Genomic DNA, 12,996 nt, shown 5'->3' on the forward strand with positions numbered 1-12,996 from the left:
AGGCCGGCGGGGCAAACTGTCGGCGGACTCCTTCGGCCGGAACTCGACAGACTTCCGGTAGACAACAACGAGAACACCCCGCCATGTGTTGTACGGCGAGGTGTTCTCGGATCGGATGTGCTGGACCTGCTGGTCAGATGGCGCCGAGCTCTCCGGCCTTGACGCCTGCCACGAAGGTGGCGAACGAGGCGACGGAGGTCTTCAGCATTGGGCCGTTCAGGTTTTTGGAGTCACGAACGGGAACCACGCCGAGCGAGCTGGCGAGGTTGGCGGCAACCTCGATGCACTGGCCGCCGTTGCTGCTGTAGGAGGACTTGAACCAGCGAGGGGATTCGGTCGTCACAGGGAGCCCTTTCGTACCTGCTCGATCACGGCCACAGAGGCCGCTTGGGACAGTGCTTCGGCTTGCATCTGATGGTAGGCCGTTGCCAGAGGCTGCACGAACCTCATATCGCGCTCCAGGCGCCCTTGTTGTGCAGACTCGGCGTACGCAATCTGAGACCGATCAGCAAGGGTCACCAGCGTTACAGGTAGATCGAATGCACGACGTTCCCCGAGGTCGAACGGAGCCACTTGCACGACGGTCGAGGGCAACTCGGCGAACGCGATGAGCTGGTCCAGTTGTTCCGCCATGACTCTGGAGCCGCCCACGGGGCGCCGAATGCAGCTCTCGTCGAGAACGACGTACACCAACGGTGGCGGAGTACGCTGCAATGACGCCTGCCTCTGTGCAAATAGGGACAGCCGCTCTTCTGCTTGCTGCTCCGTGATCGCTCCGCGTCGCACGGCGCCTGTGGTGATGGCTGCGGCGTACTCCGGTGTCTGGAGCAGGCCGGGGATGATCCCGAGTTCGAAGAGCCTGATCTCTGCCGCACGCACCTCGTGCGCCACGAACTCCGGAAACCCTTCGAGTATCGCGGTGTTTCGGACAGCCCGCTCCTGACGTTCGAGTCGGTCGCCTGTTCCCAATGCTTTGTCAGCACTTGCAGCAAAGCGAGGAGTTGGTGGGCGTCGACCAGTTTCCACAGCAGAAATATGCGTTCCGGAGCACCCCATACGAGCCGCCAGCTCGTCCTGAGTCCAGCCGCGTTCGTCACGTAACTGGCGCAGACGCTGCCCGAATCGGGCAGCGGGCGACTTGTCGGGGTCCAGCTCCTTGCGATTCACCATCCAGAAGTCCCATCTCTCCGCTCAAGCGGCGCAGGTTGAAGACACCCCAACTCTAGGCCACGCTGATCCCCCTTGGTAGCGGAACCGTTACGGAGAGGAGTCGGTGGTGTCTGGAGTGAATGCTGCTGAGCATCAGCAGGAACCCCCACAAGTCCCTTCCCCTGGCACGCTGTTGGTGGATACCGGCCACCGGAATCGGGTGGGTGAGTTCCGTGGGGTGTCCGGTCCGTACTGGTCGTTGCGGCCGGTCTGCGGCGGGACGGAGTGGGAGGCCGAGCCGGCGCATGTACGGCCCCCGGAGCCCATAGAGCGATTGCGAGCCGAGACCGCCCGGTGCAACGCCCGGAGCGCGGGGCGGATCCTGTGAACGCGACCTGGCAGCCCGGCAGTTACCGGTGCGAGGCCGTCGCCGAGGGGCTGGTGTACGGCACCGGGGAGACCGCGCGGTACGTCCTCGGCACCTTCCGGACCATCTCCCCCGTCCTCGCCCTGCGCTGGCTCGGCGGGCAGGCGCTGTGGATCGTGGACCGGCTCGATCCCGACCCCGAACGCTCCGCCTGGGTCCAGCCCTCCATGCGCCTCCCCGGCACCCCCGGCCCCGACCACCCCACCGAGCTGCGCGCCTGGTACCAGGACCGTGCCGGCCAGCGCGCCGCCCACGCCCACCTCAAGAACGGCAACCCGCTCCTCGTCGTCGTCCCCGACGGCGACTGCACGTACACCCTCTCCGTACGTCCTCTCCATGCACCCCGAACGAACCGTCTGATCCGTAACCGCCTCGCCGAGCACAACCGACTGAACGACAACCGGAAGGAATGGGGCATGACCGACTGCACTCTTCAGAACAATGGTGGCGGCGGGGGCGATGGTCTGCCGGGTGAGCCGTGGCCCGGACCGCCGCTTCCGCCGACTCCGGACGGAGGCCCTGGCGTCCCCAACCCGCCCAAGAAGTGAGGTGGCCATCCCATGATTGCCGACACGTGTCAGGAGCGTCCCGGCTGGACCGAACTGGGGCGCGTCCTCATGTCGGGCGGGGCTCTCCTCCCGGAATGGGCGCCTTCCTTCCGGGCCGTGCCCCGGTCGGCGTTCCTCCCCGAGCTGATGTGGCCCTTCGACATGGGTGCGGGGGCGAGTACCGCCGTGTCCCGCGCGGACGATCCGGAGACCTGGTACCGGTACGCGGACGCGGACGTGCCCGTGGTCACCCAGTGGGACGACGGGCGGCACGTCGGGCATGAACCCGGGCAGGTGTCCACGTCGTCGGCATCCATGCCGAGCGTGGTGTTCCGGATGCTCCGGGACCTGGACGTGCGCCCCGGGCACCGGGTGCTGGAGATCGGCACCGGGACCGGGTGGAACGCCGCCCTGCTGGCCCACCGGGCCGGTGCGGAGAACGTCGTCACGGTGGAAGTGGACGGGGCGGTCGCCGGGCGGGCGCGGGCCGCGCTGGGCCGGTTCGGGGCCGCGGTGCGGGTGATCCACGGGGACGGGTGCGAAGGCCACCCCGGGGCCGCCCCGTACGACCGGGTCGTCGTCACCGCCGGGACGCGCCGCGTCCCCTTCGCCTGGGTGGAGCAGACCCGGCCGGGCGGGCTGATCGTCGTTCCCTGGGGGACGCACTACGGCAACGGCGACTGCGTGGCCCGGCTCGTCGTCGCCCCGGACGGGAGGAGCGCGTCCGGGTTCTTCACCGGACCGGTCGAGTTCATGAAGCTCCGGGCCCAGCGGCTCTCCCCGGTCGTCCATGGTGATTACGTGGTGGGCGGCCCGGAGGACCGGGACACGTCGTCCACCCGGCTCACGGAGGACGCGTTCCTGGGGGAGCGGTTCGGTCCCCGGCGGTTCGCGGTCGGTCTCCGGGTGCCCCACTGCCACCACGTGGTGGCGGAGAAACGGGACGGAGCGCGGCCCGTCTGGTTCTACGGACTCACCGACCGCTCCTGGGCGTGCGTGATGTTCCGCGACGGCGGCACCGCCCGCGTCTGGCAGTCGGGTTCCCGCCGGCTCTGGGACGAGGCCGAGGCCGCACACGGCTGGTGGGAGGGCGAGGGGCGCCCCGGGTACGAGCGGTTCGGGCTCACCGTGACGGCGGAAGGGCAGACCGCTTGGCTGGACACCCCGGACCGGGCCTGGCCCGTCTGAGAACCGCCGACGGGCCCGCCCCGTCCGGCGTTCCGCCACCGCCCCGGCCGGCCCGAACCGCCCCCGGTCGGCCGGAGGCAGTCCGGGCGGCCGGAGGCGGTCCGGGCGGGTGAACGGGGGCGGGGCTAATGCACGCAGAACTCGTTGCCCTCCGGGTCGGTGAGCGTCGTCCAGGTGCCGCCCTGGTCCGCGACCTCGCGGACCACCGTCGCGCCCAGGGCCACCAGGCGCTCGACCTCGGCCTCGCGCCGGCCCGGCTCGGCGTGCACGTCCAGGTGGAGGCGGTTCTTCGTCGTCTTGGCCTCCGGGACGCGCTGGAACAGGAGCCGCCGGCCGAGGCCCGCCCCGCTGTCCTCGTCGTACGGGTCGTCCGGGTGGCGGACCCCCGCGAGGTCGCGCCAGGCGCGGCGGTCGTGCGCCATCAGCGTCACGTCCTCGGGGACCGCGCCGAAGCCGAGCAGCCGCTCGATCAGGACGCTGTGGTCCTCCACGAGGTGGCCGAGGGCCTCGCCCCAGAAGGCGGCCTGGGCGTGCGGGTCGGTCGAGTCGATGACGACTTTCCAGTGCAAGGTCATGGAAACCGTTTATAGTGGTTACATGAGTGAGTCGTCAACGGACGCTCCGGGGCTGGTACTTCACACGCCGGAGGGCCGTCCCTACCGCTTCGATCCCGGCGCCCTGTGCCTGGAGCTGCTGCCCACCGGGGGGCACGCGCGGTACACCGCGTACGAGGTGCTGCACACCCCCGACGACCTGGTGCGCTGGGCGGGCGAGAGCCGGCTGCCGGGCGGGCTGTCCCTGTCGGTGAGCGAGGAGGAGCTGGCGCGGACGCACGAGTTGCGGGCCGCGCTGTGGCGCCTGACCGCCGACAAGGCGCACGGCCGCGCCCTCGCCCGGTCCGATCTCGCCGTGGTGAACGCGGTGGCGGCCGAACCGCCGCTCGTCCCCCGTATCGACCCCGCCACCGGGGCCCTGGCCTGGGCCCCGGGAGCCACCGGGGCCGCCCTGCTGTCGACGGTCGCCCGGGACGTGGTGGAGCTCTTCACCGGCCCGTACGCCGACCGCGTCCGTGAATGCGGCTCCGACAGCTGCAAGCTGCTCTTCGTCGACACCTCGCGGCCGGGCAGGCGGCGCTGGTGCGCGATGGAGCGCTGCGGAAACCTCCACAAGGTACGGGCCCACCGTGCCCGGCACACCCCGAAGGAGTCATGATGCCCACCGGACTGACGAAGGACGCGGGCTGGGAGATCGGCGTCTCGCGGACCCTGCCCCTGCCCCCGGCGGCCGTCTGGGACTTCCTCACGGGCCGGGAGGGCGTACGGCTCTGGCTCGGGCCGGTCGAGGGGGCGGGCGGGCTGCCCACGGAGAAGGGCGAGCCGTACCGCACGGCCGACGGGGTGGCCGGTGAGCTGCGCGGCCACCGCCCCGGCAGCCGGATCAGGCTCACCCACGGGTCCACGACCGTCCAGGTCACCGTCTCGCCCGCGCCCGGCGCGGGCGGCGCGAAGTCGGTCCTGCGTTTCCACCAGGAACACCTGGCGAGCGCGGCGGAACGCGAGGAGCGCCGCGCGCACTGGCGGCGGGTGATGGACGAGGTCGCCGGGGCGCTCTGCTGACCGGGGCAGGGAGCAGGGGCCGGGGGCGAGGAAACAGGGAAGCAAGGAAGCAAGAAGGTGGAGTCCGGGCGGCGGGGCGCCTTTTGAGCGTCCCGCCGCCCGGGGTCAGGCCGCGCCGGCCGTCCCCACCAGCCGGTCGAGGTAGTCCTCGACCGCCCCGCTCCCCGTCGCCGGGGCGATCAGCCCCACGTGGTTGTCGGGGCGGACCAGCACGAGGGCGCCGGTGCCCGGTCCGACCCCGTACGCGGTACGGGCGTGGCCCGCGTCGTCGGCCAGGTCGCGCGGGGCTCCCGCGTCCACCCCGTACGCCCGCACGGTGTCGCCGTACGCCGCCTCCACCGCCCGCAGCGCGTCCGCCGTGTCCGGGCCGAAGCCCAGCAGCGTGAAGTGCGGCCCGGCGAACGCCTCGAACAGGCGGACCGGCCCGCCCGTCGCCGTGTCGCGGCAGGGGGCGTCGGGGGCGCGGTCACCGGCCCGCAGGTCGCTTGCGGCATCGGCGGCACCAGTGGCACCGGCGGGGGAGAGCGAGCTCCAGCGGTAGCCCCGGTCCAGCCCCGTCGTCTGCTCGGTGATCGCCGTGTCCAGGCCGCCGCCCGGCCGCTCGATCGCTTCGAGGGTGGCCCGCAGCCGTTCCGAGGAGACGCCCAGCGTCCAGGCGGCCACCGGCAGCCGCTCCTCCTCGTAGGTGTCCAGCAGCGCGGACGACGCCCGGCCGGTGGCGACCCGGGCGAGCTTCCAGCCCAGGTTGAACGCGTCCTGGATGCCGGTGTTCATGCCCAGCCCGCCCGCGATGGGGTGGACGTGCGCGGCGTCCCCGGCCAGCAACACCCGGCCCACCCGGTAGCGGTCCACCATGCGCTCGTTGACCCGGTACGTGGACAGCAGGGCGGCCCGGGTGAGGCGGTCGGCCGGCAGCCGGGTGTGTTTGGCGAACAGCCGCCGGAAGCTCTCCGGGGAGGGCGGCACCGGCGCCCCCGCCCCGTCCCGCTCGGGCCCCGCCTGGAACCACCAGCCCGCCCGCGTACCCGGGATCGGGCACAGCATCACGGCCCCGTCCTCGTCGAACCACTGGTGCCACAGGGAGCGGTCGAGCCCCTCCACCTCGACGTCCCCGCAGACCATCACCTGCTCCTCGGCCGTCCTGCCCTCGAACGGGAGGCCGAGCATCTTGCGCACCGGGCTGTGGCCGCCGTCGCAGCCCACCACGTACCGCGCCCCGATGCTCCGGCCGTCGGCCAGGGCGACGGTCACGGACCCGGGCCCCTGCGACAGACCGACCGCCTCGGTGCCCAGCTCGACGTGGACGCCGTACTCCGCCAGCCGGTCGCGCAGGATCTCCTCCAGCTGCCACTGGGCGATCAGCCGGCCGTGGGCGTACGGGGCGTCCGGCGTGGGGTGCACCCCCGCGGACGGGTCGGCGTCGGCGATCGGCAGCCCGTCGCGGTACTTGCGCATGGGCAGCGGCGCGGAACCCTCCGCCAGCACCCGGTCGACGATGCCCAGGTCCTCCAGGACCTCCAGGGACCGGGGGTTGGGGCCCTTGGCCCGCGAGCTGCGCGGGAACTCCTCGGACCGGTCGATGATCCGTACGTCGACCGAGCGCCGTGCCAGGTCGCAGGCGAGGGTCAGACCCGTCGGGCCCGAACCGACGACGAGCACGGGGACGGGTGCGGAGGCGGGTTCGGAGGTGAGTTCGGAGGCGACGGGTGCTGTCGCGGGCATGCGGACTCCTCGGTCGTGTTTCCGTGGACCTCCAGAGAAACGTAACCGAGTTAAAAAAGCAACCGGGTAACTAAATCTGTGTGTCTGTGGCCTCGTGGGGAACGGGGGACGGCGACGGCCGCTGCTCCCGGTGCTCCGGCCGCTCCGTCGCCGGCCGGGCCTCCCGCACCCGCATCCTGGTGCGCCGCGCCGTCCGGAACGCGTCCCAGGTCAGCAGGGTGAGGGCCAGCCACACCAGGGCGAACCCGGCCCACCGCTCCGGCGGCATCGCCTCGTGGAAGTACAGGACGCCCAGGGCGAACTGGAAGACGGGCGCCAGGTACTGCAACAGGCCCAGCGTGGAGAGCGGTACCCGGATCGCCGCCGCCCCGAACAGGACGAGCGGGACCGCCGTGACGAGGCCCGTCGAGGCCAGCAGGGCCGCGTGGCCGAGCCCCTCGGAGGTGAACGACGACTCGCCCCGCGCCCCCAGCCACAGCAGATAGCCGAGCGCGGGCACGAACAGCACGGCGGTCTCGGCGGTGAGCGACTCCAGGCCGCCCATGTTGACCTTCTTCTTCACCAGCCCGTACAGCGCGAAGGAGAACGCCAGCGTCAGCGAGATCCACGGCGGTCGCCCGTAGCCGATCGCCAGCACCAGCACCGCCGCGGCACCGATGCCCACCGCCACCCACTGGGCGGGACGCAGCCGTTCGCCCAGGACCAGCACGCCCAGGGCGATGGTGACCAGCGGGTTGATGAAGTAGCCGAGCGAGGCCTCGACGACGTGGTCGTGGTTCACGGACCAGATGTACAGGCCCCAGTTGACCGTGATCACGGCCGCGGCCACCGATATCAGGGCGAGCTTGCGGGGCTGGCGCACCAGCTCGCCGATCCAGGCCCAGCGGCGCAGCACCAGCAGCGCGATCGCGACGAACCCGAGGGACCAGGCCATGCGGTGGGCGAGGATCTCGACCGCCCCGGCGGGCTTCATCAACGGCCAGAAGAGCGGGACGAGCCCCCACATGCCGTACGCCGCGAAGCCGGACAGGAGTCCGGCCCGCTGTTCGTTGTTCCCCTTCACGGGCCCTCCCGGCTTGTCGATTCGGTTGCTCCGTCAACTGCATGACGGTAGCGCCGTGAGGACCGCAAGTCATACCCGTATCGCATTACGGTCATGACGTCCGACGGGCGGGGCGGGCGGGAGCGGTGATGCGGCAGGGTCGCTTTCGCGGCGAAGGTGGTGCGCCGGGGCGCCGGTCGGCCGACGGGGCGCGCGGGAGGCGCCCCGCGAGCCGGGACTCCCGGCCGGCGAGACGCCCGGACCGCCGTGATTGCGTCGTGGTCACGGGCCGCGCGTGTCCATGGATCCCGCCGTGGTCACGGACCGGGCCGCGTACACGGATCGCGTCGTGGTCCCGGATCGGGCCGTGTCACGGATCGCGCCCCGTACACGTACCGGGCCGCGTACGCGGATCGCATCGTGGTCATGCTGCGGCGACGGCCTCGGCCACGGTCTTGGCGAGCGGGGTCGTGGGGCGGCCGATCAGCCGGGCCAGGTCACCGCTCGTGCCGGCGAGCCGGCCGCGTCCGATCGCCTCGTCGACGTCGACGAGGAGCTCCGCGAAGGGCTCGGGCACACCGGCGCCGACCAGGATCTCCCGGTGCTCGGCGGCGGGGACGTTCCGGTACGCGATCTCCTTGCCGGTGGCCCGCGCGACCTCGGCCGCGTACTCCGCCAGCGACCAGGCGACGTCGCCGCTCAGCTCGTAGGCCGCGCCGATGTGGCCCTCGCCGGTCAGTACGGCGGCGGCCGCGGCTGCGTAGTCGGCGCGGGTGGCGGAGGCGACCCGGCCCTCGCCCGCGTTGGCGACGACGGCGCCGTGCGCCAGGACCGGGGCGAGGTTGGCCGTGTAGTTCTCGGTGTACCAGCCGTTGCGCAGGAAGGTGTGGGGCAGGCCGGATTCGAGGATCAGCCGCTCGGTGGCCCGGTGCTCGTCGGCCAGCCGGAAGTCGGCGTCGGGGCCGCCCAGGATGCCGGTGTACGCGAGCTGGGCGACGCCCGCCGCCCCGGCCGCCCCGATGACCGCGGTGTGCTGCGGCACGCGGCGGCCGACCTCGCTGCCGGAGATGAGCAGCACCCGGTCGCCGGCCCGGAAGGCGTCCTTCAGCGACTCCGGCCGGTCGTAGTCCGCGACGCGGAGCTCGATGCCGCGTCCGGCCAGCGGGGCCGCCTTCTCCGCGTCGCGCACGACGGCGGCGATCCCGCTCGCGGGCACGGTGGCCAGCAGCTCCTCGACGACGAGACGGCCGAGCGCTCCGGTGGCTCCGGTGACGACGATGCTCATGTGGTTCTCCTCCTGGGGGGTGGTGCCCGCACTTGTCCGGGCCCCTGAGCTCACCGTAAGACCTGCACTAACCAATCGAAAGTACCCACTTTGAAGTAAGGTACTGGCATGGACGTAAGTAACAGGGGCCGGTGGCCCGGAGTGATGGCGAACGGGGAGATGTGCCCCTCCCGGCTGGTGCTCGAACACGTCACCAGCCGCTGGGGCGTCCTGATCCTGGTCGTGCTGCTGGAGCGCTCGTACCGCTTCAGCGAACTGCGCCGCGAGGTGGGCGGCGTCAGCGAGAAGATGCTGGCCCAGACCCTCCAGACGCTGGAGCGCGACGGCTTCGTGCACCGGGACGCGAAGCCGGTGATCCCGCCCCGGGTCGACTACTCGCTCACCGCCCTGGGCCGGGAGGCCGCCGAGCGGGTGGACGCGCTGGGGCGCTGGACGGAGAGCCGCCTGGGCGCGGTGCAGGCCGCGCGCGAGACGTACGACGCACAGAAGGCGCACGCCTCGCGCACCTCGTAGTCGACGAGCAGGACGAGGGCGACGCTCTGTGCGGTGGCGACCCTCTGTGCGAGGGCGACGCTCTGCGCGGCGTTCGGCCCGAAGTTCTCGCGCGCCGGGCGGTCGGGGGCCATGGCGTCATGGTGGGCGCCGACCGGGCCGGGTCCCGGTACGGCGTTGCCGGGCGGGCCGTGGGGCCCGTCCGGCAACGGCGGTGGTGCGGTGGTGCGGGCGGGTGGCGGGTGGTCAGCCGACGACGGTCCAGTGGTCGTTGCCGGCGAGGAGCGCGCCGAGGTCACCCTTGCCGTGCTGTTCGACGGCGGTGTCGAGCTGGTCGGCCATGAGGGTGTCGTAGACGGGGCGTTGGATGTCGCGCAGGACGCCGATGGGGGTGTGGTGGAGGGTGTCGGGGTCGGCGAGGCGGGAGAGGGCGAAGGCGGTGGTGGGGGAGGGGTGGTGGGCGTCGTGGACGAGGATGCGGTGTTCGTTGTCGGGGGTGACGGTGACGATGTCGAGGTCGCCGGTGTCGGGGTTGCGGACGACGCCCCGGGTGTGGTCGGGGCCGAAGCGGACGGGCTGTCCGTGTTCGAGGCGGATCACGGCTTCCTGGGCGCGGTCCTTGTCCTTGAGGGCCTCGAAGGCGCCGTCGTTGAAGATGTTGCAGTTCTGGTAGATCTCGACCAGAGCGGTGCCGGGGTGGTCGGCGGCGGCGCGCAGCACGCCGGTGAGGTGTTTGCGGTCGGAGTCGATGGTGCGGGCGACGAAGGTGGCTTCGGCTCCGAGGGCGAGGGAGACGGGGTTGAAGGGGGCGTCGAGGGAGCCCATGGGGGTGGATTTGGTGATCTTGCCGGTTTCGGAGGTGGGGGAGTACTGGCCCTTGGTGAGGCCGTAGATGCGGTTGTTGAACAGGAGGATCTTGAGGTTGACGTTGCGGCGCAGGGCGTGGATGAGGTGGTTGCCGCCGATGGACAGGGCGTCGCCGTCGCCGGTGACGACCCAGACGGACAGGTCGCGGCGGGAGGTGGCCAGGCCGGTGGCGATGGCGGGGGCGCGGCCGTGGATGGAGTGCATCCCGTAGGTGTTCATGTAGTAGGGGAAGCGGGAGGAGCAGCCGATGCCGGAGACGAAGACGATGTTCTCCTTGGCGAGGCCGAGTTCGGGCATGAAGCCCTGGACGGCGGCCAGGACGGCGTAGTCGCCGCAGCCGGGGCACCAGCGCACTTCCTGGTCGGACTTGAAGTCCTTCATGGTCTGTCTGGCCTCGGCCCGGGGGACCAGGTTCAGGAGCTGGTTGCCCGTGCCGGCGCCGGTGGCGGTCTCGGTGCCGGTGGTGGTGCTGGTGGTGGTGTCAGGCATCGATGGCCTCCTTGAGAGCCTTCGCGAGCTGTTCGGCCTTGAACGGCATGCCGTTGACCTGGGTGTGGCTGCGGGCGTCGACCAGGTATCTGGCGCGGATGAGGGTGGCGAGCTGGCCGAGGTTCATCTCGGGGACGATGACCTTGTCGTAACGCTTCAGGACGTCGCCGAGGTTGTGGGGGAAGGGGTTGAGGTGGCGCAGGTGGGCCTGGGCGATGGGGGTGTTGTCGTTGCGCAGGCGGCGGACGGCGGCGGTGACGGGGCCGTAGGTGGAGCCCCAGCCCAGGACCAGGGTCTTCGCGCCGTCCGGGTCGTCGACCTCCAGGTCCGGGACGGTGATGCCGTCGATCTTGGCCTGGCGGGTGCGGACCATGTGGTCGTGGTTGGCCGGGTCGTAGGAGATGTTCCCGGTGCCGTCCTGCTTCTCGATGCCGCCGATCCGGTGCTCCAGGCCCGGCGTGCCGGGCACGGCCCACGGGCGGGCCAGGGTCTGCGGGTCGCGCTTGTAGGGCCAGAACACCTCGGTGCCGTCGGCCAGTTGGTGGTTGGGGCCGGTGGCGAACCGGACCCGCAGGTCGGGCAGCTCACCAGTCTCCGGGACCCTCCAGGGCTCGGACCCGTTGGCGAGGTAGCCGTCGGACAGCAGGAAGACCGGCGTGCGGTAGGTCAGGGCGATCCGGGCCGCCTCCAGCGCCGCGTCGAAGCAGTCCGCCGGGGTGCGGGGGGCGATGACGGGCACCGGGGCCTCGCCGTTGCGCCCGTACATGGCCTGCAGCAGATCCGCCTGCTCGGTCTTGGTCGGCAAACCGGTCGAGGGCCCGCCGCGCTGGATGTCCACCACCACCAGCGGCAGCTCCAAAGACACCGCCAGCCCGATCGTCTCCGACTTCAGCGCCACCCCGGGACCGGACGTCGTCGTCACCGCCAGCGAACCGCCGAACGCCGCACCCAGCGCCGCCCCGATCCCCGCGATCTCGTCCTCGGCCTGGAAGGTCCGCACCCCGAAATTCTTGTGCCGCGACAGCTCGTGCAGGATGTCGGAGGCCGGCGTGATCGGATACGACCCCAGATACAGCGGCAGGTCCGCCTGCCGGGACGCGGCGACCAGCCCGTACGACAGCGCCAGATTCCCCGAGATGTTCCGGTACACCCCCGCCGGGAAGGCATGCGCGGCCGGAGCGACCTCGTAGGAGACCGCGAAATCCTCCGTCGTCTCCCCGAAGTTCCACCCCGCCCGGAACGCCGCCACGTTCGCCTCGGCGATCTGCGGCTTCTTCGCGAACTTCCGCCGCAGGAACGCCTCGGTGTTCTCCGTCGGGCGGTGGTACATCCACGACAGCAGCCCCAGCGCGAACATGTTCTTCGAGCGCTCGGCCTCCTTGCGCGACAGGCCGAACTCCTTCAGCGCCTCGACCGTCAGCGTCGTCAACGGCACCGGATGCACCCGGTAGCCCTCCAGCGACCCGTCCTCCAGGGGACTGGTGTCGTAGCCGACCTTCGCCATCGGGCGCTTGGTGAACTCGTCGGTGTTCACGATGATCTCCGCACCGCGCGGCACATCGGCGAGGTTCGCCCGCAGCGCGGCCGGGTTCATCGCGACCAGCACGTCCGGTGCGTCCCCCGGCGTGAGGATGTCGTGGTCCGCGAAATGCAGCTGGAACGACGACACCCCCGGCAGGGTCCCCGCAGGAGCCCGGATCTCGGCCGGGAAGTTCGGCAGCGTCGACAGATCGTTCCCGAACGACGCCGTCTCCGACGTGAAACGGTCCCCCGTGAGCTGCATGCCGTCCCCCGAGTCACCCGCGAAACGGATGACCACCCGATCCAGACGGCGGATCTCTTTTTCGCCTGCTTCGGCGTGACCGGGGCGGGGGGCGCGCTGTCCCCCGACGAGCGCCTCGTTGGCCTCATCGGCCTGTTCGGCTGGGCTACTGACCTGGCTGGTCACTGAACTGGACCTCCCTCGGGGCGGCGGTTCGGGACCGGCCGGCCCGCCGACGGTCCCCATGGCCCACCCTACGTCTGTAAGGGTCCCCTTCCCCGGACCGATCACATGATGGACGTGATCTCGGGACGCAAATCGATCCCTTTTTGTCGCATTTTGTACGCCCCTCGGCCGCCCGACGGAGCCTTCACGGCCTCATCCTTTGGTGCTAGGCCCCCCCTGCTCC

The 12,996-nt window shown here is 71.4% G+C and carries 14 protein-coding genes; 6 read left to right on the plus strand and 8 right to left on the minus strand.

Annotated features, from left to right (window positions below):
* Positions 1–133: 133 nt before the first annotated feature.
* Both OCT49_RS20790 and OCT49_RS20795 read right to left on the minus strand, forming a co-directional pair.
* Positions 134–343, minus strand: coding sequence for a DUF397 domain-containing protein (locus OCT49_RS20790; protein WP_283853365.1), 210 nt, complete (start codon positions 341–343; stop codon positions 134–136).
* Positions 340–1,170 (minus strand): helix-turn-helix domain-containing protein, encoded by an 831-nt coding sequence (locus OCT49_RS20795; protein ID WP_283853366.1) that lies wholly within the window; start codon positions 1,168–1,170, stop codon positions 340–342. Before OCT49_RS20795 ends, OCT49_RS20790 begins: the two co-directional genes overlap by 4 nt.
* Before the next feature lie 106 nt (positions 1,171–1,276).
* Between OCT49_RS20795 and OCT49_RS20800 the strand changes: the two genes are divergently transcribed.
* Genes OCT49_RS20800 through OCT49_RS20810 form a run of 3 tightly spaced genes read left to right on the plus strand, consistent with a single transcriptional unit; the run spans position 1,277 to position 3,312 of the window.
* Positions 1,277–1,537: a hypothetical protein gene (locus OCT49_RS20800; protein ID WP_283853367.1), complete on the plus strand. Its 261-nt coding sequence runs from the start codon at positions 1,277–1,279 to the stop codon at positions 1,535–1,537.
* Positions 1,534–2,124 carry a hypothetical protein gene (locus tag OCT49_RS20805; RefSeq protein WP_283853368.1) on the plus strand — a complete coding sequence of 197 codons (591 nt, stop codon included), beginning with the start codon at positions 1,534–1,536 and terminating at the stop codon, positions 2,122–2,124. The genes OCT49_RS20800 and OCT49_RS20805 overlap by 4 nt, the downstream gene beginning before the upstream one ends.
* Before the next feature lie 12 nt (positions 2,125–2,136).
* Complete coding sequence (locus tag OCT49_RS20810) at positions 2,137–3,312, plus strand: methyltransferase domain-containing protein (RefSeq protein ID WP_283853369.1); 1,176 nt, start codon at positions 2,137–2,139, stop codon at positions 3,310–3,312.
* Positions 3,313–3,437: 125 nt separating this feature from the next.
* On the opposite strand, the gene OCT49_RS20815 is transcribed toward OCT49_RS20810, so the two are convergent.
* Positions 3,438–3,887, minus strand: a complete 450-nt coding sequence (locus OCT49_RS20815) for a VOC family protein (RefSeq protein WP_283853370.1) — start codon at positions 3,885–3,887, stop codon at positions 3,438–3,440.
* Between the two features lie 22 nt (positions 3,888–3,909).
* Between OCT49_RS20815 and OCT49_RS20820 the strand changes: the two genes are divergently transcribed.
* On the plus strand, positions 3,910–4,524 hold the full coding sequence (locus OCT49_RS20820; protein ID WP_283853371.1) for a CGNR zinc finger domain-containing protein: 615 nt from the start codon (positions 3,910–3,912) through the stop codon (positions 4,522–4,524).
* On the plus strand, positions 4,524–4,928 hold the full coding sequence (locus tag OCT49_RS20825) for an SRPBCC family protein (protein ID WP_283855882.1): 405 nt from the start codon (positions 4,524–4,526) through the stop codon (positions 4,926–4,928). Before OCT49_RS20820 ends, OCT49_RS20825 begins: the two co-directional genes overlap by 1 nt.
* Positions 4,929–5,033: 105 nt before the next feature.
* Here OCT49_RS20825 and OCT49_RS20830 read toward each other — a convergent pair whose 3' ends face one another.
* The 3 genes from OCT49_RS20830 to OCT49_RS20840 all read right to left on the minus strand — a co-directional run bounded on the left by OCT49_RS20830 (position 5,034) and on the right by OCT49_RS20840 (position 8,977).
* Positions 5,034–6,650 (minus strand): FAD-dependent monooxygenase, encoded by a 1,617-nt coding sequence (locus OCT49_RS20830; protein ID WP_283853372.1) that lies wholly within the window; start codon positions 6,648–6,650, stop codon positions 5,034–5,036.
* Between the two features lie 70 nt (positions 6,651–6,720).
* The gene (gene rarD / locus OCT49_RS20835; RefSeq protein ID WP_283853373.1) at positions 6,721–7,713 is read right to left on the minus strand and encodes an EamA family transporter RarD; all 993 of its coding nucleotides are present in this window, start codon (positions 7,711–7,713) and stop codon (positions 6,721–6,723) included.
* A gap of 403 nt (positions 7,714–8,116) precedes the next feature.
* Entirely contained in the window at positions 8,117–8,977 is an 861-nt protein-coding gene (locus tag OCT49_RS20840) for an SDR family oxidoreductase (RefSeq protein ID WP_283853374.1), read from the minus strand.
* 108 nt (positions 8,978–9,085) lie between these two features.
* Here OCT49_RS20840 and OCT49_RS20845 point away from each other — a divergent pair, with 108 nt between their 5' ends.
* The gene (locus tag OCT49_RS20845; protein ID WP_283853375.1) at positions 9,086–9,490 is read left to right on the plus strand and encodes a winged helix-turn-helix transcriptional regulator; all 405 of its coding nucleotides are present in this window, start codon (positions 9,086–9,088) and stop codon (positions 9,488–9,490) included.
* Positions 9,491–9,715: 225 nt separating this feature from the next.
* Here OCT49_RS20845 and OCT49_RS20850 read toward each other — a convergent pair whose 3' ends face one another.
* Both OCT49_RS20850 and OCT49_RS20855 read right to left on the minus strand, forming a co-directional pair.
* Positions 9,716–10,717 (minus strand): 2-oxoacid:ferredoxin oxidoreductase subunit beta, encoded by a 1,002-nt coding sequence (locus OCT49_RS20850; RefSeq protein WP_283855883.1) that lies wholly within the window; start codon positions 10,715–10,717, stop codon positions 9,716–9,718.
* A gap of 100 nt (positions 10,718–10,817) precedes the next feature.
* Positions 10,818–12,773, minus strand: a complete 1,956-nt coding sequence (locus OCT49_RS20855; RefSeq protein WP_283853376.1) for a 2-oxoacid:acceptor oxidoreductase subunit alpha — start codon at positions 12,771–12,773, stop codon at positions 10,818–10,820.
* Positions 12,774–12,996: the final 223 nt, after the last annotated feature.

This window comes from Streptomyces sp. ML-6, assembly GCF_030116705.1.
GTDB lineage: Bacteria > Actinomycetota > Actinomycetes > Streptomycetales > Streptomycetaceae > Streptomyces.

Bases quoted from the DNA above. Each gene is read 5' to 3' on its own strand.
- OCT49_RS20795 (WP_283853366.1), bottom strand. From the start codon at position 1,170: ATGGTGAATCGCAAGGAGCTGGACCCCGACAAGTCGCCCGCTGCCCGA.
- OCT49_RS20810 (WP_283853369.1), top strand. From the start codon at position 2,137: ATGATTGCCGACACGTGTCAGGAGCGTCCCGGCTGGACCGAACTGGGG.
- OCT49_RS20815 (WP_283853370.1), bottom strand. From the start codon at position 3,887: ATGACCTTGCACTGGAAAGTCGTCATCGACTCGACCGACCCGCACGCC.
- OCT49_RS20820 (WP_283853371.1), top strand. From the start codon at position 3,910: ATGAGTGAGTCGTCAACGGACGCTCCGGGGCTGGTACTTCACACGCCG.
- OCT49_RS20825 (WP_283855882.1), top strand. From the start codon at position 4,524: ATGCCCACCGGACTGACGAAGGACGCGGGCTGGGAGATCGGCGTCTCG.
- OCT49_RS20830 (WP_283853372.1), bottom strand. From the start codon at position 6,650: ATGCCCGCGACAGCACCCGTCGCCTCCGAACTCACCTCCGAACCCGCC.
- OCT49_RS20840 (WP_283853374.1), bottom strand. From the start codon at position 8,977: ATGAGCATCGTCGTCACCGGAGCCACCGGAGCGCTCGGCCGTCTCGTC.
- OCT49_RS20845 (WP_283853375.1), top strand. From the start codon at position 9,086: ATGGACGTAAGTAACAGGGGCCGGTGGCCCGGAGTGATGGCGAACGGG.
- OCT49_RS20850 (WP_283855883.1), bottom strand. From the start codon at position 10,717: ATGAAGGACTTCAAGTCCGACCAGGAAGTGCGCTGGTGCCCCGGCTGC.